General features: G+C 47.0%; 22 protein-coding genes and 1 riboswitch. Of the genes, 6 read left to right on the top strand and 16 right to left on the bottom strand.

Annotated features, from left to right (window positions below; all coding sequences use genetic code 11):
* Positions 1-20: 20 nt before the first annotated feature.
* From PPM_RS04730 to PPM_RS04695, 8 genes are all read right to left on the bottom strand, one after another.
* On the bottom strand, positions 21-812 hold the full coding sequence (locus PPM_RS04730; RefSeq protein ID WP_013369582.1) for an energy-coupling factor transporter transmembrane component T family protein: 792 nt from the start codon (positions 810-812) through the stop codon (positions 21-23).
* Positions 787-2,271, bottom strand: a complete 1,485-nt coding sequence (locus tag PPM_RS04725; RefSeq protein ID WP_013369581.1) for an ABC transporter ATP-binding protein — start codon at positions 2,269-2,271, stop codon at positions 787-789. Before PPM_RS04725 ends, PPM_RS04730 begins: the two co-directional genes overlap by 26 nt.
* Complete coding sequence (locus PPM_RS04720) at positions 2,271-2,867, bottom strand: ECF transporter S component (RefSeq protein WP_014599504.1); 597 nt, start codon at positions 2,865-2,867, stop codon at positions 2,271-2,273. Before PPM_RS04720 ends, PPM_RS04725 begins: the two co-directional genes overlap by 1 nt.
* A gap of 304 nt (positions 2,868-3,171) precedes the next feature.
* Positions 3,172-3,281, bottom strand: a riboswitch (TPP riboswitch).
* 42 nt (positions 3,282-3,323) lie between these two features.
* Entirely contained in the window at positions 3,324-4,121 is a 798-nt protein-coding gene (locus PPM_RS04715) for a TatD family hydrolase (RefSeq protein ID WP_013369579.1), read from the bottom strand.
* A 20-nt stretch (positions 4,122-4,141) separates the two neighbouring features.
* The gene (locus tag PPM_RS04710; RefSeq protein ID WP_013369578.1) at positions 4,142-6,751 is read right to left on the bottom strand and encodes a polynucleotide kinase-phosphatase; all 2,610 of its coding nucleotides are present in this window, start codon (positions 6,749-6,751) and stop codon (positions 4,142-4,144) included.
* Complete coding sequence (locus tag PPM_RS04705; RefSeq protein ID WP_014599503.1) at positions 6,748-8,187, bottom strand: 3' terminal RNA ribose 2'-O-methyltransferase Hen1; 1,440 nt, start codon at positions 8,185-8,187, stop codon at positions 6,748-6,750. Before PPM_RS04705 ends, PPM_RS04710 begins: the two co-directional genes overlap by 4 nt.
* Before the next feature lie 21 nt (positions 8,188-8,208).
* Positions 8,209-9,027, bottom strand: a complete 819-nt coding sequence (locus tag PPM_RS04700) for a nucleotidyltransferase domain-containing protein (protein WP_013369576.1) — start codon at positions 9,025-9,027, stop codon at positions 8,209-8,211.
* A 19-nt stretch (positions 9,028-9,046) separates the two neighbouring features.
* A complete protein-coding gene (locus PPM_RS04695) occupies positions 9,047-10,615 on the bottom strand; it encodes a hypothetical protein (RefSeq protein ID WP_013369575.1) in 1,569 nt (522 codons plus the stop codon).
* 198 nt (positions 10,616-10,813) lie between these two features.
* Here PPM_RS04695 and PPM_RS04690 point away from each other — a divergent pair, with 198 nt between their 5' ends.
* Both PPM_RS04690 and PPM_RS04685 read left to right on the top strand, forming a co-directional pair.
* Complete coding sequence (locus PPM_RS04690; protein WP_013369574.1) at positions 10,814-12,139, top strand: helix-turn-helix transcriptional regulator; 1,326 nt, start codon at positions 10,814-10,816, stop codon at positions 12,137-12,139.
* A complete protein-coding gene (locus PPM_RS04685) occupies positions 12,114-12,914 on the top strand; it encodes a WYL domain-containing protein (protein ID WP_013369573.1) in 801 nt (266 codons plus the stop codon). Before PPM_RS04690 ends, PPM_RS04685 begins: the two co-directional genes overlap by 26 nt.
* 83 nt (positions 12,915-12,997) lie before the next feature.
* Here PPM_RS04685 and PPM_RS04680 read toward each other — a convergent pair whose 3' ends face one another.
* Positions 12,998-13,975, bottom strand: a complete 978-nt coding sequence (locus PPM_RS04680; RefSeq protein WP_013369572.1) for an aldo/keto reductase — start codon at positions 13,973-13,975, stop codon at positions 12,998-13,000.
* A 132-nt stretch (positions 13,976-14,107) separates the two neighbouring features.
* Positions 14,108-15,031 (bottom strand): cysteine synthase A, encoded by a 924-nt coding sequence (gene cysK, locus PPM_RS04675; protein WP_013369571.1) that lies wholly within the window; start codon positions 15,029-15,031, stop codon positions 14,108-14,110.
* Between the two features lie 215 nt (positions 15,032-15,246).
* Between cysK and PPM_RS04670 the strand changes: the two genes are divergently transcribed.
* Positions 15,247-16,455 (top strand): MFS transporter, encoded by a 1,209-nt coding sequence (locus PPM_RS04670; RefSeq protein ID WP_013369570.1) that lies wholly within the window; start codon positions 15,247-15,249, stop codon positions 16,453-16,455.
* 73 nt (positions 16,456-16,528) lie between these two features.
* Here the strand turns inward: PPM_RS04670 and PPM_RS04665 are convergent, their stop codons facing one another.
* The 3 genes from PPM_RS04665 to PPM_RS04655 form a co-directional block, all read right to left on the bottom strand.
* Entirely contained in the window at positions 16,529-17,527 is a 999-nt protein-coding gene (locus PPM_RS04665) for a glycosyltransferase (protein WP_013369569.1), read from the bottom strand.
* Positions 17,528-17,583: 56 nt separating this feature from the next.
* Complete coding sequence (locus PPM_RS04660; RefSeq protein ID WP_013369568.1) at positions 17,584-18,588, bottom strand: aminoglycoside phosphotransferase family protein; 1,005 nt, start codon at positions 18,586-18,588, stop codon at positions 17,584-17,586.
* A gap of 181 nt (positions 18,589-18,769) precedes the next feature.
* Positions 18,770-19,462, bottom strand: a complete 693-nt coding sequence (locus PPM_RS04655) for a pectate lyase (protein WP_013369567.1) — start codon at positions 19,460-19,462, stop codon at positions 18,770-18,772.
* A gap of 566 nt (positions 19,463-20,028) precedes the next feature.
* Here PPM_RS04655 and PPM_RS04650 point away from each other — a divergent pair.
* The gene (locus PPM_RS04650) at positions 20,029-20,601 is read left to right on the top strand and encodes a shikimate kinase (RefSeq protein ID WP_025677396.1); all 573 of its coding nucleotides are present in this window, start codon (positions 20,029-20,031) and stop codon (positions 20,599-20,601) included.
* A 100-nt stretch (positions 20,602-20,701) separates the two neighbouring features.
* Here the strand turns inward: PPM_RS04650 and aroD are convergent, their stop codons facing one another.
* The 3 genes from aroD to PPM_RS04635 all read right to left on the bottom strand — a co-directional run bounded on the left by aroD (position 20,702) and on the right by PPM_RS04635 (position 23,872).
* Positions 20,702-21,466 carry a type I 3-dehydroquinate dehydratase gene (gene aroD / locus PPM_RS04645; protein ID WP_013369565.1) on the bottom strand — a complete coding sequence of 255 codons (765 nt, stop codon included), beginning with the start codon at positions 21,464-21,466 and terminating at the stop codon, positions 20,702-20,704.
* 103 nt (positions 21,467-21,569) lie between these two features.
* Positions 21,570-22,832, bottom strand: coding sequence for an MFS transporter (locus PPM_RS04640; protein ID WP_013369564.1), 1,263 nt, complete (start codon positions 22,830-22,832; stop codon positions 21,570-21,572).
* Positions 22,833-22,960: 128 nt separating this feature from the next.
* The gene (locus tag PPM_RS04635) at positions 22,961-23,872 is read right to left on the bottom strand and encodes a LysR family transcriptional regulator (protein WP_013369563.1); all 912 of its coding nucleotides are present in this window, start codon (positions 23,870-23,872) and stop codon (positions 22,961-22,963) included.
* 216 nt (positions 23,873-24,088) lie between these two features.
* On the opposite strand from PPM_RS04635, the gene PPM_RS04630 reads away from it, so the two are divergent.
* Together PPM_RS04630 and PPM_RS04625 are read left to right on the top strand one after the other, a co-directional pair.
* Complete coding sequence (locus PPM_RS04630) at positions 24,089-25,279, top strand: MFS transporter (protein WP_013369562.1); 1,191 nt, start codon at positions 24,089-24,091, stop codon at positions 25,277-25,279.
* A 27-nt stretch (positions 25,280-25,306) separates the two neighbouring features.
* Complete coding sequence (locus tag PPM_RS04625) at positions 25,307-26,197, top strand: shikimate dehydrogenase (protein ID WP_013369561.1); 891 nt, start codon at positions 25,307-25,309, stop codon at positions 26,195-26,197.
* The last annotated feature ends 106 nt before the right edge of the window (positions 26,198-26,303 follow it).

Here is a 26,303-nt window from a genome sequence, read left to right as displayed (position 1 = left end):
GGCAAAGCCTTTTGCAACAATTAACGTACATCCCATACCCCTACATAAGGAAAGCAGGTACCAAGTCCCCAAGCCAACATCAGCAGCACCACAAAATAAAAAATAAATATAATATCTACAGCCGAATAGCCGATCGCATAATAATACGTGCGCTTGGTTTCATTAGCAAAACCCTTCGCTTCCATGGCAATAGCAATGCGCTGTGCACGCCGGATACTTTGAGCGAGTAGCGGAATGGCGTACCTGCGGAGCGTGGCGTACATATTCCATTTGGACACATGCTGGTGTAAACCTCGAATACGGTGGGCATGTCTCAAAGCCTGAAATTCCTCCAGCATCATCGGCATCAACCGCATAGCTGCCAAAAAGCTGTATGCATACTTGGGAGGGAGCTTCCATTGCTGCATCAGTGAATAAAAAAGGCTCACCGGACGAGTCGTTAAACCAAACAGCAACCCTGCCGCGGCCATACTCAGTGCACGAAAGCCCAGATGCATGCCTCGGAAAAAACTTTCCTGCGTAATATGGATCAGGCCCCATGTCCACCAGGTCGTCACTCCCTTGCCAAACATCATCATGCCTGTTGAGGTTGAAATAAACACCAATATAAAGGGGGATCCGTACAGGAGCAGCCGCTTCCATGGATGGCCTGACCAGACAAGCAACAGCAGCATAGCACATGCAACATTAAACATAACGTTCGGATCATGGATGACTATAACAATCACAAACAGCAGGGAAAACATCACGAGCTTTAGGCCCGGGTTTACGCGATGCAGCCATGTTTCATGATGAGGAAAGGACAGGCTCATACTGTAGTTCCCCTTTCTGAATCCGCCATACATCGGTACAATATCGACGGACAATTTCCGGGTCATGCGTAACCATCACAATGGCCGTGCCTGCCGCTCTCAGCTGCTCCAACATATCCAGCATGACAAAGGTATTACGCGCATCCTGCCCAAAAGTCGGTTCGTCCAGCAGCAGCACTTCCGGCTCCCGGATCATAGCCGTAGCAATACTCAACCGCCTTTTTTGACCCAACGAAAGCTGATACGGATGGCGTTCATCCAGCCGCTCCAGTCCGAACTGTATAAGCATTCGATCCACTCGTTCCCTACACTGTTCAGCTGTAAACAGGCTCTTGGGTAACGAATATTCCAGTTCCCTTCGTACGGTGTTCGCTACAAATTGCAGCTCTGGATTTTGAAATGCAAACCCAATACGCTCAGCCAGTTGCTCCGTATTGCCTGCCTCAGCTCCGCACACGCAATAACGACCCTGCGTGTGAAGTAAACGCATCATAGAGAGCAGAAGCGAGCTTTTGCCAGCCCCGTTTTCACCGACCACGCCAATCCAGTCGCCAGGCTTCACCTGCGCTTGCTCCACATAAATGACTGTGCTCAAACCCCGGAGTCCGCTAAAATGTTCTAGCTCCAGCAAATCCGTTGTAGGTGCTGAGGTGGACGGACTATCCGTATGCCCTCCATCTTTCTGCTGCGTCACAGACTCTCTCCAACGCGGCGAAGACGATTCATCCCATATCCCCGGATACCACACGCCATACTCGGATAATGCCTGCCGATGCACATGAAATACGTCTTCCGCCCTTCCGTCCGCAATCATTTCTCCTTGATCAGAAAGCACCACAATCCGATCCACATCCTGGACAATTTTATTGATTTTATGCTCTACAATCACCAGCGTCTGGTCTGCCGAAATGTTGCGAATGGTATCCCACACCTGTGTCGTGCCCTCCTCGTCCAACAAGGCTGTCGGCTCATCCAGAAAAAGCACTTCCGGCTCCATAGCCAGCACCGATGCAATCGCCAGCCGCTGTTTCATTCCTTGTGACATGCTGGCAATGGGCAGATGTATATCATCCGTTGGAAGACCAACCTGCATTAGCAGCTCGCGAATGCGGGATGGCATCTGCTCCCTTGGAACCTGCTTATTTTCCAATACAAAAGCCAGTTCCTCGTCTGCATATGACATACAAAATTGTGTGTCGGGATCTTGAAATACAATACCAGAGAGACTCGGGATCACGGCAGCATCGTATTTCATAGGCACTTCTATCGTGCGTGGAATCAGACCGCTCAGCACCTGAAGCAGCGTTGATTTGCCGCATCCGCTCGGCCCCAGTAGCAGCAGCTTTTCCCCTTTGCGAACAGATAAGGACATATTGTGAAAAAGCAGCTCTTGCTCACCGGGGAATTTCAACCGAAGACGGGTGATCGAAGCCACCACATCTTCGTTGGCCGGGCTCATCAATCCAGCCCCTTATAATCTTGTTCCGTTGCCGGTCTCAAACTTCGCGTAACGCCGGTTACTTCCAATGCCTTAGCCAGATAGAAAGCGAATATTCCAGCAATCACAATACTGCCAATCATCCGAAATCCAATATACAAAACATAGTTCCAGGTCGATAGCTGATCAATATACCCATAGCTGAAGTCTAAAATCAGAGAAGTGACAGCAGCTCCTGCCGCAGCTAGTGAAGCAATCCACAGGTTGGCGTTCCGATACAGAAAAATCGCAAAGAACAGCTCCGCTCCCAAGCCTTGCAGCAGACCATAGTACAAGGTGGACATGCCCCATTCACTTCCCAAAAAAGCACTGACGGTTGCCGCGGCCACCTCTGCCAAAATCGCAACACCCGGTTTGCGAATGATGAGATAAGCGAACGTGCCAGCCATAAACCACATGCCATACATTAGTTGTTCGGCGTGCATACCGAATGGTTTCATCAAATCATAGGCAGGTCCCCATATTTTGTAGACCAGCCCAAACACCACGGAGATTACAATCGTGACCAAAATATCAGTCAGCTTCAGTCCTTTGGACGCTCTTACATTCGTATTCATTGTTGATACGCTCCCCTTTTTCTTTAAAATAGGCCATTTGGCCATAAAAAAAAGCCTGTCCGGAGCTGAATCTCCAGGCAAGCTTTATGCGCAGTCATAAAATGATCACCATACATTATCAGTTGTCGACATATCTCATATAGCACAGCAGTCTACTGCACTAAAACCAAGCCAAAGTCAGGTACAGAACAAGACACGCTTGTCCGTCTGCAACTTTTTACAGACTGTAGCTCATTAACTTGATATAGGATATGAAACGTATCCATCGACTAGCCGCCGCTAATCGGCGGTATTCCTGTTTCTTGTAAGGTGTTCTAGGTTTCTCTACGCTGGCATTACCCAGATCAGATTTCACGGTCGGCGGCAAGGGCCACCCTCTCAGCCTGACTATCTCAAGCTCCCGACAATGCTTTTTAATTCACTATAATATATACCACATCTATGGCTTTGACAATCCTATAATCCGAAGAAACGTTTGGCCGTTTCCGTCGTCGCAATTTCGATCTCCATCATGCTGCGGCCTGTGCACTCGGCAATCGTAGCGGCGATGTGAGCGAGATACACCGGCTCATTACGCCCTTCTTTGGGCTTCACGGGCAAATTACGCGGGGTCAAAAATGGAGCGTCCGTTTCAATCATCAACCGGTCCAATGGAATATCCCTGACCAGCTCCCGCAGATGCTTGCCGCGCCGTTCATCACAGATCCAGCCTGTGATACCGATATACAGTCCCATTTCCACATACGTATGCAATTCCTGAGCAGTACCAGTAAAACAATGCACCACCGCTTTATCGACAAGCTCTTGATGCTCTCGTAACATAGCGACAAAATCCTCATGCGCATCTCGTTCATGCAGAAATAACGGCATATGTAGCTCACCCGCCAGTTGAATCTGCTCTCCAAACCATCGGCGCTGTACATCACGCGGAGAAAAATCACGGTTATAGTCCAACCCGCATTCTCCTATGGATACGACCTGCGGCTGAACCGCGAGTTGGCGGAGCTGTTGAATCGTATCTGTGCTGCAATTTTTGGCATCATGGGGATGCACGCCAGCTGTAGCATACAGCTGACCAGGATAACGCGCTGCATACTGAGCGGCCTCTCGACTACTGCGAACACTGGTTCCAGTAATAATCAACGGTGTAATCCCTACAGCCGCTGCTCTCTCGACCACCTGTTCCCGATCTGCATGAAACGAACGGTGCATCAAGTTCACACCAATATCAATCAACGGTGTACTCCTATCCATCTCAATCCCTCCTTCGCAAACTACAATCTCGGATCAATCGGCTCCGATTCCAGAGATAGCGCGGCCAGGACGCATTCATGTATACGCTCCACCGTATCCTTGCGGACAAAACGTTCCACGCCCTCCATGCCAAGCGCTCCTTCCATCAAGGCATGACGCTCCTTTTTGTTCGTTCGACGCTGCTTCAGACGTTTTAAATTCTCAGGGACAAGATAATCCATACCGTAAATGATGTGCAAGTACTTCCGGCCTCTCACCTTGATTGCAGGCTGAATCATCTTGTCCCGATTTTTCATCAAAAAGCGTTCCGGCTTGATCACAATGCCCTCATGACCATCCTCTGTCATCTCATTCCACCAGCGAATGACCTCTTCCTCGCTTGTTTCATCCGTGATGACACGATACTCTGTCTCCATAAATATAGAGGACAGTCCTGCCAGCTCCCGGTTGTGCTCCATATGCCAAATATGAGATTGGTCAAAAAACGTCTGTCCGCTGTGGGCCAGTGTATGAAACGGTGCAATACGAATTTCATCCAGACCGTCCACATCCCAGCAATATTTTTGAAAAGCCTCTTGGAACGTTACGGCATTGCCATATTTCTGTTCCATTTCCTCCAGCCAGTCTCCAACCTCTCGGCCTGCAACCTTCGCCTGCTTCAGCTTGTCTACCAGCTTACTGCGATCCAGCAGAGCTGCTTCACCCACATGCGCATACTGTGCAGCAATCAGTTCCCGAGCCTTGAGATTCCACGGTACAATTTCCGCATCCAGCAACACAAAATCCGTCTGGTTCTGTTCAAAATATCCGGCATCCACTAGATCCGCATTCAGCTTCTCCAACACCTGCTTCCCAAAGCCTGACTCAAAGAAGGGTCGTCCGCTTCGGGTGTAGATCGTGCCCAATGTCGGGTAGCCTACATATTCAACAGCAGCCAGTTCGTTTTTGAATAATAGCAAAATCGCCCGACTACCCATATGCTTTTTCTCCGCTACCATCGTTTGTACGCCTTGACTGCGATAATAAGCTAGCGCTTCACGCGGATGCTCCAGATAACCTTCCTCTCCGGAAACCTTGGGGGCAGGACTCATCGTGGGCGGAATGTACACCAGTTCCTCCATCGGTACCGTCACATGTGACACGGTATCTATAGCGGTTTTGACCGATTCTCCTTGTACGCGCACTTCGCCATACGATTCCGTCAGCACACTGTAACCAGCGATGAGCTTACGTAAATTCGGCGGGGAAAACCGTTTTCTCTGCCACCGGACAAGTGGGCTATCGGGATCATTCGCATAATTCTCATGAGCCGGAACGCTGACAAATTCCTTTTCCGGATAACGATAAGCGGTCAGCATACCACCAAATACCACACCTTGATCAATATTCACCGTCTGATTGACAAGGGTAGGCTGCGGTCTCGGATCATGTCCCCATACTACTATTTCTCCCGATTCATGGTCTACGAACCAATCTTTGCGGATTGGTTTTCCGTCTGCATCCTGACCTTCCGTATCTCCATAACGACAGTAATCAGAAATACGCGCCGACTGTTTGCCAATAAAATGATCCTTGATCCCCGCATGAGTCACAACTACGTGCCGCAACCCGTTTCTGCCGAAAATAAGATGAGAGGGTGCATGTAGTAGAAAATCCCTCAGCTCGCCTCTAAGCTGTTCCGCTGCTACCTTGCCCGCTTTTTGTTCATATTGAACCATTTCCTCTGCGAATCGTTCATCTCCATGATTGAGAGTTACCTTTCTTCCATCAAGGTAACGACCGATTTTCCAGCCATGATTGCTGTCAATCATGTAGGCGAGTCCAGCGTCCACGTGCTTTTTCCAGAACTGCACTGCTAATAACGATTCTGGGCCACGGCTCATCACATCTCCGACAGACACCAGTCTTCTGCCTTCTGGATGATGGTATAGTCCTTCCGTATCTTCCATATATCCGAGCCGCTCTATCACTTCCAGCATCTCACGGTAGCACCCGTGAATGTCACCAATGATATCAATGCCTGCACCCATATCATGAAACAGCGGCTGAGCACAACGGGCAAAGTTAACCTTTTCTACATCCTTGAGGACATAGCAAGCATCAAAGCCTTCTTCCCGGATACCGCGCAGGTTCCGCTTTAACAGCTGCGTCTGCTGCTTGACCCGTTGGCGGCCACGCGGATGCGCCCGGCCTGAATCACGTTCCAGTAGCACAGATTCGGGTACATCCAGCACCAAAGCCATCACAGGTACATGTGCCTTGGCTGCCAGCTGTACATATTTCTGGCGATCCTCAGCATACAGATGGGTGGCATCCACAACCGTCAGCTTATTCAGACGACAGCGCATAGCCAGAATGGTATCCATCGCTTCAAACGCCTTGGCTGACATCTGCTGGTACTCATAAAACAGCACGTCCGATTCCAGCCTTGGAAGTCCGCTCCAGTCTATAAATTCCGTATCTCCGACCAGCTGGCGAAAATGATCTGAGGATACCACTTCCGTTTTCAATAGAATCCCTTCGCTCACCAGCCTATCCAGTAAAGTGGTTTTACCACTATTCGAGGCCCCTACCAACACAACCAGTCCAGCATGCGGTAGATTAATCGTTCGTTCGGATGAAATGCTCATGAATTCTTCGGCTCCTTTCTGCGCGTAAATACAGCCATTTGGGTCGGTTGTCCAAAGCCTTCGACCTCTTCTCCGATCCCTTCCAGCGCTAATGAATAGGGAGCTTCCTCAATCCATTGCTCGCATCGTTCACGAAACTCGCTTCTGCTCCATTCAAAACGGTGATCGCCATGCCGCAGCTCTTGCTGATCCATACGATACACCTCATTATATTCTCGATTGGGAGTCGTCACGATCAGCACACCCGGCTGATATTCTGTCACAATCGTATCCATCACCCGGTTCAGACGATGCTCATCCACATGCTCAATGACCTCACACAGGATCATCACATCTTTTCCCCGCAATTGCTCATCATAATAAAAGAGAGAGCCCATCATAGGTGTAGGGCGAATTGCATCAGCATGCCTTTCCAGCTTGGCAAAACGCTCCACCGCCCTCACCTGTGCATATGCAGACGGCTCCACCGCCCAAATCTCTTCAATGCCCTTCATTCGAGCCATCCGAGCCGAAAGCTTCCCTTCCCCTGAACCAAAATCTACGATTTTCTGTCTTCGGGGCAGCTTGCGAATCACATCCATAATGGCTTGATACCGCAGCTCATTGAGCCGTACAGTAGGCTGTTGCGTCCCTTCCTCCAGTGACTGTTCTTGCTGCTGATCCTGTTCGTGATTATGCTTTTGTTCTTGGATCGCATGTTTTTCAGTCCGTGTAGCAGCAGAATCAGATTGCTCAAATTGCTCAATCAGGTTGGTAAAATGAAGTGTGCGTCGAATGATGAGCTCGCGTAGCGGATGCGCTGACAACCAGCCTTCACCGTAACGTCTCAGCTTGTCAAACTCTTCTTCGCTAATATAGTAGTGCTTATAATTATCCAACACTGGAATCAACAGCAATAACTGACGCAGCGCATATTGCACCGTCTGATGACCACTTAGCGTGACATATCTGACGGTGCTTCGATTTTTCAGCTGAAAAGAATAATCCGCTTCCCCTCGTTCTATGGTCACTTGATAGCCCAGCGGCGCAAATAGTCCCTCCACCACAGCATCTGGCAAATCCGACGCAACAGGCCCAAACGATAACTCCAGTGCAAAAGGATGCTTCACCCATGCTGCATAGTCTTCCTTGGGTTTGTCGTTCAGGGCCGTGCCAAGCGCGCCGCGAATATAGGTACAGAACAAGCTACTGGTTACAAACTCCCGGTCATTAATATACTGTGTAATATCATAGCTATCTGGACTGTTTTTGACCAAATCTATCGAATCTGGCGAAGCCTGAATGACGATTTCTGCCTCTTCCTCGGTAAACACGGTGTACACCATGCGTACACGCGCACCCTTTTCCGTGCGATCATACGTATTATAGGGATTTTTGGCAAGCAAATGCGAAATCATCCCGGCATTATTTCCGGTTGCTTTTAGCGTGATATGCATACTCTACTTCTCCCTCCCAACTTATGTTTTCCATACTTCATTCACCGCAGCGCGGAACATATCATCCAACTGCTGATCTCGTCCGCCCTCCATATGCTGAAGCAAAGGCGCCTTCTGTTCAAAGTAAGCAATTTGCTGCTCGATAAAATCATTCACCACCGAAAGCTGTGGCTCCACATCCAGCTCCTCGCCCGCTTTTTTACGTTCCAGCAAATGTTCGATCACCTGATAAAGTTCGGTATCAGCCGGAATGAATTCCTCCAGCAAGTCTACGAATTCCATCGGAGGCATGCTGTTGTATCGTTCAATCCAGCCACAGGCCAGCAGCGGGCGCAGCACGTAAAAATACTTTTTAATCTTCACCTGTTCACCTTGCAAATAATCCCGATAATTTCCTCGTGCCATATTCAGATAATGGTACATACAGGACTTCGGAGAGAAGGTTAACGGCGAGATCGCACGAATCTGATCAGCCACTGAATACTGCTCCAGATAGGGAATCGGAGATTGCAGCCATTCCAGCAAAGGCGGATTGGATTTGCGAAACAAATTGAGCGCCTTTTTCAAATCCCAGCCGTTTATATCCAGCAAATCGCTGATTGGCCGTTCAATCACATCCCGCTTATCAAAAATAGATAAATACCATTCTATGGGTCTTACATAGATAAATCGTACATCATAGTCACTGTCCTGTGAAGGAAACCCCCATGCCCGACTGCCTGATTCACAGGCGTATACAATGCGCACCTGTTCCTCCTGCTCCAACGCCCGCAGCTCACGCAAAATCGTTTCGCGCATTTCCGGTTGAATGAAACCCTGCCCATGCTTCACATCTGTCATGTTGTTCCCTCCCTTATCATTAAAGTAATTCCCGAATCTGTTCTCTAATCGACTCCTCCGTTTCAGCTACCGATAAGCGGCGAAGACGCTCTGTCGTTTCCTCACCCCACATCTCAGAAGGCCATTCCTTGAGTACATGAAGCGCTGCATGACGATTGGAGGTCACCGGACTCCAGAGTCCGGCAGCAACTAGCTCTTGCCCCATTCCTTCGTAAGAAGACAATAGCTGAAGCAAAATACCCAGACACTGATGCGCTTCATACTCCGGTCCAAAGCCTGGCGCATCAGCAGGACCAGAAGCAATCTCTTCCAGAGGCAAGCGCTTTTCTGCAAAAGCCACCAGCTTACGAGCTCGTTGTTCATCCTCTGTCCTGATGAGTTCAAAGTACAGATTAGGCTTGACTGGGTATTGGCTTAATTGATCAAATAGCACGGGCCATACATCTAGTGCTAGCATTCGAGCTACACGAATGGCATAGTGGAGATGCGGTGAATTTGCATGCTGTAGCTCCTGTTCTACCGGCTTTACCCACTGTGGATCGTCCATCATCTGCTGGCATATCGACGCGTAACGTTTACGCAATTCCGGCGTCCATTCATGCTCATAACGTGCCTCCCATGAATCGTCTTCTTCACCCAGAAAATCTGCAATATCCATGATGATCGTAAAATGCTTCACAGTCGTACACATGGCCTTAGCATGGCGAAGGTAGTTGCCTATGACCATAGCGGCATGCTCATAATCATCTATACTTTCCGCAGGTCCGCCTGCTGCCAGCAAAGCTGATAGAATATCACCCGCCCCGTCAAACAACTCCTGATCAATGTGCGGTACAGCGATGGCTGTATGCAGTTCGCCTTTATGAGCGCACTCATAAGCAAGATACTCATACATGACATTGTTACGGAATCCTTCCCGTAATAACCAATCACGTATTTCCTGCCGTGTCGGCTCCAGCCGTTCTACTACGTGAATACGTCCCCAGCCATGTACCTGTGACGCTAACCTATACAACTGCTCGTTGGCCTGCTCCGAGATATTACGGATAGCTACAGCCGCATATAGCGTGAATTCATCATGCTTGGCTAGTGTTAAAATAAGCTCGTGGTGCTGATCCGTCTCCAGCAATCCAAGCAATGCAATACCAAACTTCACCACATTACGATGTGCTCCGTGTTCAGCCAGCCAACGTGCTTCCTCATACAATCGATCCGGCTGAATTGCTGGATGCTCCCGCACCGCATCTAGCAGCGGATCAATCAGGCTGAGTGCATTTTCCTCCATCAAGCGTACATACGTCTCACGTCTCGTCTTCATCCCTGGCTTCCGGCATTGTCTGGACAACAACTGCGCCAGATCCTTAATTTTGTCAGTCTCTCCATCTCCGCCAGCGCCGTGATGCCCAAACGCTCCATCCAGCCCTCCTGCCACCCAACGCATCTTGTGACCTGCCCAGTATTCTTCATCATCTGGCAAATGATCATCCGTAAGCCTACCCTGAGGGTCCAGTCCCTGCTTAATCGTTTCATAAATCGAAAGCTTACCTACCCATGGATATAACACTTCATTTTTGAATCGTCCAAACATGTTGCATCACCCTTCTGTTATGTATTGCTTCTTACTTATCGTGCTACCTTATATCCCTATAATCCTTTATTTTGGAAGTCATGAACATGGTGAAAGTATTACAAAGATGAATAAATTACCTTTTTCCTGCATCCCTTCCCTGTTAGAATAAAGGGATACTTATTTTCGGAGAACGGCTACAGAAACGAGGAATGCATCATGGCGAGAGAGAGTTTTGATAAAGAAATTCAATTCCTGCGTATGCTCACACTAACAAGCGGCGCTTATAATCGGCAGCAATTTGCAGACAGACTTGGCATTTCGGTACATACCTTTGATAAAACGATCCGGCGCCTCAAGGAAATCGTCCAATCCGTACAACAGCAGCTGCCTGCGGAACAGGGACATGATTTTAATGAGATGCTGCGCTTTAATTATTACGAATCCGCTGATCCATTGCTGTTATTCCTGTTTCGGGCCAAATCGCTCAAGGAATCGGAAAGCGTCCGCTTATCCCTTCTGCTGACAGCGCTACAGTCACAGTCTATGACTACCATGGAACTGTTGGATGCTTGCTGCAATGGCCTGCCTTCCGACAGTTCACTGCCAGATGAGAAAACAATTCGTTCTGATCTGAAATATCTGGTCGAAGTCGGCGTGGTTCGTAAGGAGCCTGGCGGCAGGCCCTATCGCTATGCTGTCCGCAATGATCTGGTGACAGAACTGACGGACGAGGAATTACTGGACTTATATGATTTTGTGGACATTATGGCCAACACCCAGCTCCCCTCTGTGCAGGGATATCTGTTACGAGATCATCTTAAAAAAGCCATGCGCCGTCAGCTCGGAGATCGTGAGATGGCAGAGCCTTTTTTATATAAATACCATTATTATTCACGCATTCTGGACGAAGCCCATATTCATCCGCTTCTGCATGCCATTCGGCAACGTCGCTGTGTAAGCTTTTTATATTATTCGGCGTCCAAACGAAGCATGTACGGGTCACAGAACACAAACCCACGGTTTGAAAAAGAGACCGAAGGCCGTGAACATACCATTCTACCCCTGCAAGTCATCTATGATCATCAATACGGACGTTGGTATGTGCTTGGTCATGTAGGCGGCAAAGGAATCATGAAGTTTCGTATGGAGGGCATGACTCAATTGGTGGAGGGCAAGCCTGTCCCAGAGCAGCTTTATGCCGACCTGTTAGCCGTGCTGGAAGAAAAAATGCGGTACAGCTGGCTTGTTGATACGGGGCGTCCCGTGAAGGTACGGGTACGTTTTTTTAATCCTGAGGGTGCAAAGCGCAACTTTATCCGGGAACGTGTACTGTCACAGGGACAATGGGGTGCGATTACGGAGGAAGAAAGTGAATCCTTTATCTATGAAATCACAGTGAATGGAATCACTGAGATCAAACCATGGATTCGCAGCTTCGGATCAAGCTGTGAGGTATTGGAACCCCAGCGGCTGCGTAAGGAATTCAGACAGGAATGGAAGGAGCTGCAAGCCTATTATGAGCCTGTTCGAGAAAATATTTAACTATCAGATCGTCTCACGACTGGATGAATCGGGCGCTTTTGCTACCACATCGCAGGAAAGAGTCTGGCTTAAGTCCATGCTTGCAGACTCGGCAGCGACAGAGGCTTTTACCCCCTCTACACTTGATAAGCTTCGGCAATTACTTGCAGACGACGAGCCTCTGGAGGCTGATGGCAGCCTGCGCGAAAAAGCAGGGGTTCCTGCTGCTTCGGTTTATCATCCACTCCTGCGTGAATTGCGTTCCATTCTGCGATCCCGTTCAGGCATCTGTATGACCTACAAACTGCGCAACGGACGCCTGCATGAGCGAATATCCGGATTCCCATACAAGCTGGAGTTTTCCATGGTCAAAAAAGAATGGAGTCTGCTGTGGTATAATCGTCGCCACCGCGCATTTATGTCCACTAAACTGTCCAACATCGTAACCGTTACGGAGGATGAGATCCTACCTGAAGAAGCCGAGACGTTTACCCAACGAATACTCGGTATACTGGAGTCACGCAAAGAACAGGGCATCATCGAAATTATTCCTGTATATAACGGTGAAATGTCTCGTATTTTATATGCTTTTTCCTGTTTTGAAAAGGAGGTCGAATATGATCAGGAAGCAGATACCTATCGTATTACGCTCACTTTCCAGGCAGACGAATGTGAATATGTGTTATCCAAAATCCGCTTCCTCGGCAAACGTGTCAAGGTCGTTCAAGGCTCTCGATTAATTTCGCGAATGAAGGAAACAACAGCCAAGGCCCTCGCACGATACGAAGAGGAATAGCTGCTGAAGAAATATAGGATGAATCCACGTAAAGGCCCTCCCTCCGTCTGCTAATGAGACGAAAGGAGGGCCTGTTAAACGAGTTATGGCAAGGCTTGTCCGCGTGCACTGACATACAATTGATACCATTCCTCACGGGTCATCAGCTCGCTCTGGCGTTCTGCATCCTGACATGCTTTGATTCGTTCAGGATTGGCGCTGCCAATGACAGGCTGAATCCGTGCCGGATGCTTCATCAGCCAGCCCAGGACGATCGCTTCACGTGTCGTCCCCTTTTCAGAAGCCAGCTTCTGCACTAGTTCTGCCGTCTTACGGATGTGCTCAGGCTCTCCTTCCAGAGAACCTCCGCTAAAACGTCCCTGCGCCAGCGGTCCCCAAGCCTGGAGCTGAATATCCTCAGTTTGGCAATATTCCAGCAATCCTTCGCCAAAATGTACATTCGTCCCTGCCTGCTGGTTCACGTGTACGGTCTGATCTATAAAATGCAGATGTGCCAGGCTCATCTCCAGCTGATTAACAATCAGCGGCTCCGTTAGGCTACGCTCCAGAAAACAAATTTGGCTTACATTCATATTGGAAACGCCAAAATGCCGGACTTTGCCGGATGTCCTAAGCTCGCTGAACGCCTTCGCTACTTCTTCCGGCTCTACCAGCGGATCGGGACGGTGCAGCAGCAGGATGTCTAAATACTCAGTACCCAGACGCTTCAAGATACCATCTACGGACTCCATAATATGATCATATGAGAAATCAAAACGGCCTGGGAGCGTGCCATCCGGCAAAAAAATGCCGCATTTGGACTGAATTACGATTTGTTCACGCAATCCGGGCTGTCCCTTTAAAATCCGACCGAAAATTTCTTCCGCTTTTCCCATACGATAGATATCCGCATGATCAAACATCGTAATCCCGATGGATTGTGCAGCTTCTACAGCTCTCTCCGCTTCAACGACATGCTCCTGTGTATACGGTGCATGGCTCCATTCTCCACCAAAAGGCATGCAGCCAAGTACCAGCCGACTATCGGAGATCCCTCGTTTCTGTAAAGGCATAATTTTCATGCTGCTCCTCCTTGAACCCTCAAAGTATTCCTTGCTTCATCTACATTCGAATAGTGCGTGAAACCGCTATCACACACCTATTTTACCACTTACTTACGGTCGTGTATCACTTTGGTCCCGATTCGCATCTTTTTATCCGAATATCCCCATGCTCAGATAACGCTCTCCGGTATCCGGGGCAATGCAAAGCACCCGTTTACCTGCTCCCAAACGCCGGGCTTCCTGAAGGGCCGTCCATATTGTAGCCCCGCTGGAGGGCCCGACGAGAATTCCCTCCTGTGCAGCAATCGCCCGTGTCATCGCAATCGCATCCTCATCGGAAACCTGTACGATTTCGTCATACACTTCCGTATTCAGCACGGTGGGAACAAAGCCCGGACTCGTTCCCACCAGCTTATGCGGACCGGGTTTTCCCCCAGACAGTACGGGCGAACCTTTGGGCTCGACCACAACAATCCGCAGATCCGGCAAATGCTGGCGCAGCACTTCACCTGTACCCGTAATGGTACCGCCCGTTCCCGAAGAAGCGACGAACACATCCAACCGCCCCTCCGTCTGCTCCAAAATTTCAAGTGCCGTGGTTGTACGATGGATATCGGGATTTGCTTCATTTTCAAACTGATGCGGGATAAAACTCCCTTCAATTTCTGCCCCCAGTTCGAGAGCTTTACGAATCGCTCCTGGCATCCGTTCTTCCGCTGGTGTCAGTACGACCTCAGCCCCATAGGCTTTTAAAATATTGATCCGTTCCTTCGTCATATTCGAAGGCATTACCAAAATCGCACGGTAACCTCGAGCTGCCGCATTCATCGCAAGACCAATCCCCGTGTTGCCACTGGTTGGCTCAATAATGGTGCCTCCCGGCTTGAGATGTCCCGCCTTTTCCGCCTCGGCAATCAGATTGCCCGCCGCCCGATCTTTAACACTGCCGCTTGGATTAAAATACTCCAGCTTCACATACACTTCCGCATCCTGCGGTCCTGTGAGCCGTTGCAGCCGCACACAAGGCGTATCTCCGATTAAGTCCGTAATACTATGTACCACTTTAAGTGTCATTGTTATATCCTCCCCGGATCATTCCTTCAACGTCATTTCCTATCTTCATATCATACTACCAAAATAACATAATTGGCTCCTTCCAACCTGTCGCTTTTGTAAATTACACAAACCTTATCAACTTAGTATGTAAAATTCTTGCAAAATGGGTCGCCAGATGTTGCCTGGAATGATATACTCGCATTACTATTTTTTCAGGAGGATACAAGAAACTTATGAGTACTCAAGAAAATATGACAGCTAATCGCTTCCCCCCCTCCTTGCTATGGTTAACCCTTGGTGCCTTCGCCATCGGCATGACCGAATTCGTCATTATGGGACTTCTGCCCAATGTAGCCCATGATCTTCATGTTACGATTCCGCAAGCCGGGCAATTAATCACCAGTTACGCGCTTGGTGTGGCCATTGGCGCACCTGTGCTTACTGTATTAACCCATAAGGTTCCGCAAAAAAAGCTGTTGTGTCTGCTGATGTCTATATTCATTTTAGGCAATCTTTTTTCCGTCATTGCTCCTAACTACGAACTGCTGATTGCGGCCCGTATGGCTACTGCGTTATCGCACGGAACCTTCTTGGGAGCAGGTTCCTTGATCGCTGCCCGGCTGGTTCGTGCTGATAAGCGGGCAGGAGCCATCTCTATGGTGCTAACCGGATTGACGGTAGCGAACATTATTGGCGTGCCCTTCGGCACCTTTATCGGACAGCAGCTCGGCTGGCGCGCTTCCTTTGGAGCCATTGTTGTGATCGGCTTGATTTCTCTCTTCGGAATTATTCGTTACATTCCGGTGATTCAGCAGGACAAGCCTTCCAGTCTCAAGCAAGAAGTCAAGAGCTTATTTAATCCAAAAGTGCTGCTGATGCTGCTGACAGGTGCAGTTGGCTGTGGTAGCTTGTTCACTGTCTTTACGTACATTACGCCCATGCTTACGGATATTAGTGGCTTTGCCGAACACAGCATTACCTGGATTCTTGTCCTGTTCGGCCTAGGCGTCACAATTGGGAACATCGTTGGCGGCAAGCTCGCAGATTGGAAGCTGCTTCCCTCCTTGATTGCAAACTATGCTGTACTGGCCATTATTCTGGCCATTCTGACGTTTACACTTCAAAGCCAGGTACTGGCCGTTATCACTGTATTCATCTGGGGGATTGCTGCATTCGGCATCATGCCGGGTATTCAGGTTCGCATCATGAATCTGGCCTATGAGGCTCCTTTGCTAGCCTCTACCTCCAGCCATTCCGCATTGAATCTGGGTAACGCAGGTGGTGCTTTTATCGGGGGAGTCGTGATTAACCAAATGGGGCTGTCCGCCATTCCATGGGTTGCATCACTCATTACTGTCGGCGGTCTGCTGCTGATGCTGGTCAGCTACATGATGGATCGCAAGACGGCTCATACTGAAGCGATAGCAGAGATACAGTCATAAGAAAAGGGACTTTCGTTCATTAGAGCGAAAGTCCCTTTTTTAAGGTCTAAATCCACGCAACCTGTCTCGGTGTTCAGCTTAACCAACCATCGAAAAAATCCCTATATCCCTGCTTCATCACCTGACTTGAAAACTGTTCCATGGCGTATGCCTGGTTTTCTGTCGAAACCCGGCGAGGTGAAGCCGCAGCCATATTGACCAGTTCGAACCAGTTCTTCTCATTCCCCGAAAATGAATGTGTAGAGCTGATGTGCCCATAGCAAGGATGCTCAGGCTTGACGACGATTTTCCCCATGGCTAGCGCTTCGGTCAGCGGCATCGCGAACGTGTCGAATTTGGAGCAGCTCCAATACACCTTCGCCGTGTTCATCAGTGCAAACACCTCGTCTTGCGTTAGCGCAAATTGAAGTTTTACATTGTCCGGGATGTCGTACTTCTTCATGCTTTCCTTGTAGCGTTCACCACCAAATACCATATAGACATCCTTATCAGGATTATGCCGCGCATACTCCAGTACCAGATCCGGACGCCGATTCTCTTCATCTCTACCAATCCACATCACCCGGTTCTCCACCACTTGTGAGGGATCAAAATGCTTTTCCACCAACCGCTCATTAAATCCGATCGGGATGACTGTCACATCGGTTACGCCAAACTTCGAGGCCATCTCCTGCTTGAGAAAGGCAGTCTGTACGATAGCCTTGTCCACGATCTGATAAAAAGGCTTCATCATCTCATAGCCTGTCAGTGCCGGGTCTGGAAAACTATGTGGAAAAAGCACGCTGTTTTTAAAAAACATATTCAAATAGGTAAAGCCAGATACCGTATAAATAACGTGCTCAATCTGCTGCTCGTGCAGTTGATCCAGCACGACGTCATAATTGACCAGGTCACCCTTTTCGTGCTCATAGCCCGGAAGCCAGTCATGGCTGCTTACATGGCGCTCCGGTGATACAAATACGATATCCACCCCCAGTTCCAATCCGATCTGCTTCAGACGTTCTGCAAAAATACGAGGACCCTGCGCTTCAGCAAATTGTATTTTTCTCATGACCAAACCGACTTTTTTCATGGATTTATTTCCCTACCTTCTTTGGCTAACTATATAGAATCTATGCCTTAAGCCCACTAAAGCCACTGCTTACATGGTTGGACTTGTCCCCAATCCATCATCGCTGTACATTGGTTTAAACAAGCTAACGTTTCATCCAACTGGGACTCTAATTGCTCTTTTGACCATTTGTTGCTATTTCTATGCAGCTCCTTTTTAATCCTTTGCAAATCACTTGTGATTAGTAATAGCATCCAAAGCGAAAATACCACAGCAAACATACCATATTCCTGTATAAATGCCGTTCGATCTACCTGTATCCCCAACAGCTCCAGCTGTTCCAGATAGGTGTCTAGCATACGAATACGCAATTCAGACGTCATATGTCGGGGGAATAACGGATGGGACATGTCGATCAGGTGATATACATCCCACAGCGGTGTGTTTAGATGAACATGCTCCCAATCCAATACCTTTAACTGCTCCCCACTCAGCGCATAGTTCCCCGGATGAAGATCACCATGAGACAGTACAAGCTGGTGTGAAAAAGATAGATGCTCCAGTTGTACATAAATACGCTGCATGTGTTGCTTGGAAAAACCGAGTGAGCTGCAAAGCTCTAATATATCTGGCTTGCGTATGTGCAGTTCAGAAACCATCTCCTGAATGAGCGGCTTCGGTCCCCGCAATGGCATTCCTGCAAAATAATCCAGTGGCAAAGCATGCCACCTTGCAACAAGTCCTACAGCTTCCAATAGGGTTTTGTCTGCGTGAACATGATGTAACGGACCAAGGTCCTCAAATACCATCCATTCTCCTCCGTCATCTGCGTCTGCATCAGACCAAGCTAGCAATTGGGGATAGATGGGTGGTAATGCGGGAAGCACATGCTCGTACACCCATCTCTCGTGCCCCTTCTGATCGTCATTGGTTAGTGGTTTAAATATATAACTTTCAGAGGAGGACACGTAAAAACGTTCCACATGCCGGCCATTCGTACCTGTATATAAAATTTCACGATCGCGCACCAGCGTATCATTCAAAGTACCGTCTACATTCACATATTGATGAAATAGATTCATAGCCACCCAACTTCTTTTGTATAAAATGTAATAGCACGATCATAACATAGTCCTTGTTCTGAACGAAGCCCAGATCATCTTTTGGGTAACTCAACGTACCAAAAAGGGGCTTGTCCTATCAGATCATACGACCTGTTGGACAGCCCCTTTTCCTATCCGTACTCCTATCCTACGCTAACGATTAGTATTTAGTATTGCCGGACTCGCTCGTGTTGCTAGATTTAAAGCCTTTGAACAATTGTTTTACATTATGATAACGAGTATTCGTAATTTTAGCTTTGCTGTTAGGACCGTCGGATCTCAGGATCGAATCCTTCACGTTGGAAATATCCGAGTTATCCAAAGTCATATTCACTCTAAAAGTAGAGCCCCCAAGTTGGCGAACCAGCTTACCGATATCATCGGCTCTAAAATTTTTAATGTTAATTGTGCCTTCGGCATTGATTTGGAACACTTTATCATATGCATGGTATGCTCCACCGCCTGTAATATTCACTGTGCCTGGTTCTTTAAGCGTCAATGCATCTTCACCGACATCCTCCCACGTTACGTTGGAAATGGTGCCATTGCCATATACATGCACACCATCCGCAGCAGGCGCGGCGATGATCACATTTTTCAGCGTTGCATTATTTTCAAGCTTGAAGATAGGCTTTTGAGCCTCTTTTTGGCTTCCATCTCCCAAGGTATCGGGGTCAGCCACTACGGTCTTGCCTTTACCATCGTATACTTCTCCGGCTTTTACAAGTATGGTCTTATGAACGACCTCTGGAGCTGCATGAGCAGAATAATTGCCGACAAATAATGCGATCAGCATACCGGATAAAGCAATACTCATTCCCTTTTTCAATACTTTAGCTGTGTTTGTTTTCATTTCAATTCATCCCTCTCGTAGATTGTTTTTTATTCTTATCTCCAATTCTCCGTTGACTAGAGCGCAAGCGCGTAGACCGTATCACCACCTTCGTACAATGAACCCATTGACCGATACATGTCCGTAAAGTGATATTTAACTATTTGCATATGTATACTTGGTTTTTGGTTCAAAGTAGCTTCATTTTTATAAATTCAATCAATCACAAATTGTAAATATAGCGATTACATTTACAATTTGCATAACTCTATTATATTCCTACTTCCAATAATTTCAATACGTTTTTCGGCAAAATATGTCCTTTTTTTCAATTAAGTACACAATATTGCCTCTTTTATACTTGTACAAGTTTGTTTTTCTTCCATTTACGCATTAAATAACACTTGAATACCTCATCTCGTTTACATGTTGTTTATCACTCCATTGGTAATCAGAGTCTCTTTTATCGTATACCTCATTGCTGATGTGCTCTATACTATTGAATGACACGGTTGATGAACGTATAATGTATTTAGTGCTTTGAAGCGTTACATCTCAACATTACTGGTGAGAAAAGAGTGGTTATCGTGCAAAACAATAGTGAGATTCCATTAAAAGAACAAAATATTGTGCTCATCGGCTTTATGGGCGTAGGCAAAACAACGATCGGTTCCCATCTAGCGCGCAAACTGTATCGCGATTTTGTCGATATTGATCAGGAGATTGAACAAGAGTACAACATGCCTACAACAGAAATTTTCAAAACTTACGGAGAGAAGCGTTTCCGCGAGATTGAAAAAGAACATATTTTGAAGTTGTGCAGCAATACACGCCTCAAAATCATTTCTGTTGGCGGTGGTGCGTTTTTACAGGAAGAGGTGAAGCAGGCTTGTTTGGCTTCCTCCATTGTGTTCTTCTTGGATTTAAATTGGGACTCCTGGAAAGATCGGCTCAAGATGCTGATTGACACCCGCCCTAATCTGCAAAACAAGACGCTGGAGGAAATTGAAAATCTTTTCCGTTCCAGACAGGACATTTACGCGGTGAATCACTCCAAGATCGATACCGATCAGTTGGATGCGGAAGAAGTCGCAGACTATATTATTCAAACGCTGAATCTGGGTTGGGAATTGTATGAACCAACTCGGGGATTGAATTAAGCGTTACACAAAGGAGGGCCCCAGCAATGCTTATCGCTTGGGGTCCTCCTTTGTGTTCATTGCGGATAACTTGCTCACTAGCGAGCAATACCTGCGTCTTTTAAGAATGGCTATGCAGCACCTGCAATATTTCTCTCAGTTCAGTGACAGGAATCTGTCCCGGCGCGGAAGCTTTCTTGGCAGCACCAAAAGTCAAAGCTGAACCAAACAGTTCTCCGGTCAGACGGCTCACGACACCTTTTCCCGCCATCGACATTGTGATAATTGGCCGATCAGCATACTCTTCTGCCATAGTGCGTGTGGCGTCCAGTAAGGTCAGTACATCGGCTGTATTAGTTGGCATCACCGCTATTTTAGGCAGATCGCCGCCCAATTCCTGTGCCTTACGCAACCGGGACACAATTTCCTCTTTCGATGGTGTTTTTTGGAAATCATGATTAGAAATAATCACATACACGTTATGCTTATGTGCTGCTTCTACCAGTGTCTTCACATCAGCTTCCTCATTAAAAAGCTCTACATCAATAAGTTCGACTTGCCCCGTTGCGGCTATTGTACGATTCAATTCCACATAACTTGCCGCACTGATTTCCTTTTCTCCACCTTCTCGGGCGCTACGGAACGTAAATACGAGTGGAATATTGGCTAAAATAGACCGAATTTCATGTAAGGCAGCCTTTACCTTTTCCAGATCTTCCACATGCTCGAAAAAATCGACTCTCCACTCTACGATATCCAGGTCGAGTGTTCGTAAATGGGCAGCCTCTTCCTTCAACTGCTCCAACGTTTCTCCCACCATGGGAACACATATTTTAGGCGCTCCTTCACCGATCCGTACATCATTTATCTTTACGATTTTTCCCATATCTATCTCACTCCCCAATTACAGTTTCAAGTCGAACATTCACAATAATTCATAGTATAACGCATTCTGAATAAGCATGCAGATGATTAGGTTCAGTCGCTAGTTATTTCGTATCCAGTACGATTTGAGGAGACAATTCTCGTTTTGCAGGAAAAACGGCACTGTAGCGAAAATTAACAAACACCGCCAGTGCGATTCCAAGTGCATTCACAATAATAGCCAGCATAAACACACTGGAAATCTGAGAATGCTTCAAAAGAAAGCCTGTAAACACGGGAATGAGTGTATAGGACAGCGAAGTTGCGGTATAAATAAACCCGGTAATCTGTCCTTTTCGTTGACTAAAAAATTCACTCATTACGGTTAACGTCAGCTGAAGTACACCCGATATTGAAAACCCGATGACACTCGCACAAATAATGGCGGCAGCCCCAGATTTGAAAAGAAGAAGCGCTCCAAAAGCCAACAAGGAAATGCAAGGATAAATAAGGATGATATGAACAGGTTTAACCCATTTTCTCAATACAATGACCAATACAAATACGGAAACCAGCGAACCCATATTGTAATAAACTAATAGCCTCAGAGACTCTGATTCCGTCATGCCGATAAACTGTTGCCCAAAAGTAGGCAGCCATAACTGCACAATATACAGCAAGGTAGGTCCTGTAAATCCAAGCAAGATAAGACACACACCTTCCTGCCAAAACCGCGGTTTACTCGGATCATTTGCCTTTAAATTCCCCGTCTGCTTGGCGCTAGATACGGAAGTACCGCCACTTTGCCCCTTGTTGGGCTGTACGCGCATGTCTGGAAACTTCATTCTGAACAAGTAGATCGCATTCAATGCAAATATCAGTGCTGGTATAAGGAAAGAGAACCCGTAAAAAATATCGTGATTCATAAAAAAGATAATCATTAGCGGTAAAAATGCCGCCCCAATGGATATAAAACCTCTCACCAACACTGTAGCCGAACCAGAGGATTGGGGAAAAGCCTCGATCAAAGCTGGATAAGTACCTGAATCAAGAAAAGAATTCGCTACACCTGCCAGCACAGCCAGTACCATCGCCATCTCAAAGGTGGGACTCAGCGGTATACCGACCAAGAATACGGCCATCAGCAGCCCTGCGGCCACAATAAACGGTTTGCGACCATAGCGGTCGGAGAGCACTCCGGATATGTACAGCGTAAACAGTCTGCCAAACCCCATCGCGGAAACCAAGAGACTGATGCCTGCCTGATCTGTATGCAAATGCTCTGTTAAAAAGGACATGTGTGACGCCAGCATAATATTAAACATGCCGAACAAAAGATAGTTCACATAAAGACCTGTCGCCACTGGAATAGAAGAACGTTTCATCATGAATTCACCTGCTTTTGTAAGTAAGTCTTGTAGTATCAAAACGTGAATCATTTCACATTGCTTGTGTCGATGATGAAGTATAGAACACAATTTAAAATTTATCAAGTTTAAAATTGCGAGAATCCGGCTTAGACACGCTGATGCGTTTTCAGATAAAACTCCTTGCCATAACTTAGGGCAAAGTTCCGAAACTCTACTACTGCCGGGGATAAGTATCTATTTTTAATGCTGGCTAGGTAGATAAAACGCTCGTATTCTGGATTTACAATAGGCAATGTTTTGACGTTAAAATAATCTAACGATGAAATGCGGGGCATAACTCCGATCCCGTAATTGATAGACACCAGTCCTGCCATTGCCGTATCTTCTTCAATCTCGCAAATAATCTGTGGCGTAACGCCTGCCTTGGCGAACAAATTTTCAATAATGGGCCGAATCCCACTCTTTTTGTTGAAGAAGATCACCGGGTAATCCGCTGTATCCTTAAGATCAATTTGGTCCAGCGAAGCCAGCGGATGATCAGGGGAAACAATGACCACCAGTTCCTGCTGAGCCAGCGGAATAAACTCCACTTCTGGTTCATTTTCCACGTGAGAGCAGAACGCCACGTCATAGTGTTCCTGCTTCAGACCTTGAATAATATCGTTCGTATTCCCTTGGTGAAACGAAAAGGAAATGTCTTTACGGGCATCTTGAGCTGAAAAAGCTTGGATTATTGCTGGAATGAAGTGTGAACCTAACGTGTAAATGAACGCCAAATCTATATTCCCATGGCTTGGACTCACTAATTCCCGTAAGTTATGCTCCCCCTTTTCCAATTCATCCATCGCGTGCTCCACATATTTCAGAAAAAATCGCCCGTATTTGTTTAGTCGAATATTTCTCCCCTGCTTTTCAAACAGATGAACACCCAAATCCTTTTCTAATTCTGAAATCGCATGACTTAAACTGGGTTGAGTGATACATAGCCGCGCAGCTGCCTGGGTAAAATGCTCCAGCTCTGCAAGTACACGAAAATATTGTAAGTGCTTCAGATTCATAAGAATGTACACTCCCTCTTTAATTCATATTTTAAATTATAGATTTAAACTATGAAAAACGATAAAAATATGCATTGGATTTATAATAACACCCCTTATATAATTAAAACATAGACATTATGTGAATATTTTCACTTGTTTGTGGGCGTACTTTAATAGACCTGGACGATGCCTATCTAGGCCATTGATCTAAAATTTAAGTTGGGAGTTACACTTATGAAAAATCCTTATATCAGAATGGCAACAGGGCTTTATATCAACTATTTTCTTCTGGGTATGATTAATGTTATTCTCTCGTCGAATATGAGCTTTCTGACCGTGCAATTGAACACGGATAAAGCAGCCATCGGCTATCTGGTGTCAGCGATTGGAATCGGTAAACTGCTCGCTCTCGGAGTAGCCGGAAAAATGTCAGATAAATATGGAAGGAAACCACTCATTGTTATTGCATCATTTGCTTATTTAATCTTCCTAATCGGTATTCCGCTTGCACCTAACTACACGTTGGCATTCGTGTTTGCCATTATCGCAGGGCTCTGCAACTCAATGATGGATGCGGGGACTTATCCCGCACTCATTGAAGGGTTCGGAAAAAAAGCCGGGTCTGCAACCGTCCTGGTCAAAGCATCCATCTCGATCGGTGCCATTGTTATTCCGTTCATGATTGCATTTTTTATTAATCACGATATGTTCTATGGATATTCCTTCTTTATTCCAGCAGGAATTTATCTGCTGAACGGAATTTTCTTGTCGATGACCGCTTTCCCCAACCACAAAGCAGAGGAACAAAAGGCTCCAGCCGAGGCTGGTCAATCAACGGATTCGTTCCACAGCGAGTCTAAGTTTTGGCAAGAAGGCTTGTCTCTGATTATTATCGGTTTTACTTCAACTGTATTGTTCATGATCGTGCAGCTATGGCTTCCTACCTTTGGACAAGAAGCTCTTGGCATGGACAAAGCCAGCGCTATTAAGCTGCTTAGCTACTATAGTATAGGTTCACTAGTTTCCGTTATTTTGTTGGCTGTGGTACTTGGTAGATTCATTAAGCCTATTACCGTCATGATTGTGTATCCGCTTATTGCCCTGCTTTCTTTGCTCGCTTTAATTGTATGGCACAATCCTGTCGCTACCTTGATCAGTTCATTCTTAATCGGCTTGTCTACTGCGGGTATCTTCCAAATTGCCCTTACGGTCATGACGGAATTTTTCCGCAAGAACAAAGGAACTACGACTTCTCTCGTAAACATAGCAGCCAGCCTATCGTTCATCCTGATGCCTTTAGCTACCGGGAGCATGTCCAAAAGTCTGGGAATTACCTCGGTATTCATTCTAGATATTGCGATTGCCGTAGTCAGTATTTTGCTGGCCGTGTTTGTTGCTTATCGATATAAAAAAGTGTTTCATTAAACTACACAGATCACTTGGAGGCTTATTATGAAAAACGCTGGACGTATTGACGGAAGAACACAATTAATCGGACTGCTAGCTACACCGATCGGACACTCTTTGTCCCCGGCTATGCATAATCTTGCGTTTGAGAAACTGGGGCTAAACAACGCATATATGGCCTTTGAAGTAGGCAATGAACAACTCGAAGAAGTGGTACGGGGGATGCGCGCTCTAAACATACGCGGCTACAATGTGTCCATGCCCAACAAAACAGCCATCTTACAGTACCTTGACGAGCTGGACGACAGCGCTAAATTTACAGGTGCCGTCAACACTGTCGTGAATACGGATGGTAAGCTGAAAGGCTACAGTACAGATGGATCTGGTTATGTTCGTAACTTGCAGGAGCACGGCATTGATCTGAAAGGTAAGAAAATGACACTCGTCGGCTCAGGCGGTGCTGCAACACCGATTGCTATTGAAGCCGCTCGAGCTGGCCTCGCTGAAATTTCAATTTTCGCTCGTAATGACCAGTTCTTTGCCCGGGCGGAAGAGAATGTTCGTATTATTAATGAAGAGATGAAACATGCCCAAGTCAAGGCGAATATCTATGCACTAGAGGATCAAGAGAAGCTGCGTGAAGAGATTCTTACAAGTCATATTTTCGCTAATGGTACAGGTGTGGGTATGAAACCGCTGGAAGGCAAAAGTGTCATTGAGGATGTGTCCATGCTTCGTTCCGACCTGATCGTGACCGATGTAGTGTACAGCCCAGCTAAATCCAAACTGATGGAACAAGCTGAGTCCGTAGGTGCAACCGCCATTAACGGTCTGGGCATGATGCTGTGGCAGGGCGCACTTGCCTTCGAATTATGGACAGGGCAAGAAATGCCTGTCGCTTATATTAAAGAACAGCTTTTTGCTGATCAACTGTAAGATTTAGAGCTGCTAACAAGCACATCAAGCCATGAGTTCCTTCTATTATATATGCATATATGTACTTTAAAGACGATGCTCAGCGAATGAAACTTCTGCCGGGCAT

It is taken from the genome of Paenibacillus polymyxa M1 (assembly GCF_000237325.1).
Lineage (GTDB): Bacteria > Bacillota > Bacilli > Paenibacillales > Paenibacillaceae > Paenibacillus > Paenibacillus polymyxa_C.
Note: the sequence above shows the minus strand (reverse complement) of the source record. Positions and strands in the feature narration are given on the sequence as shown.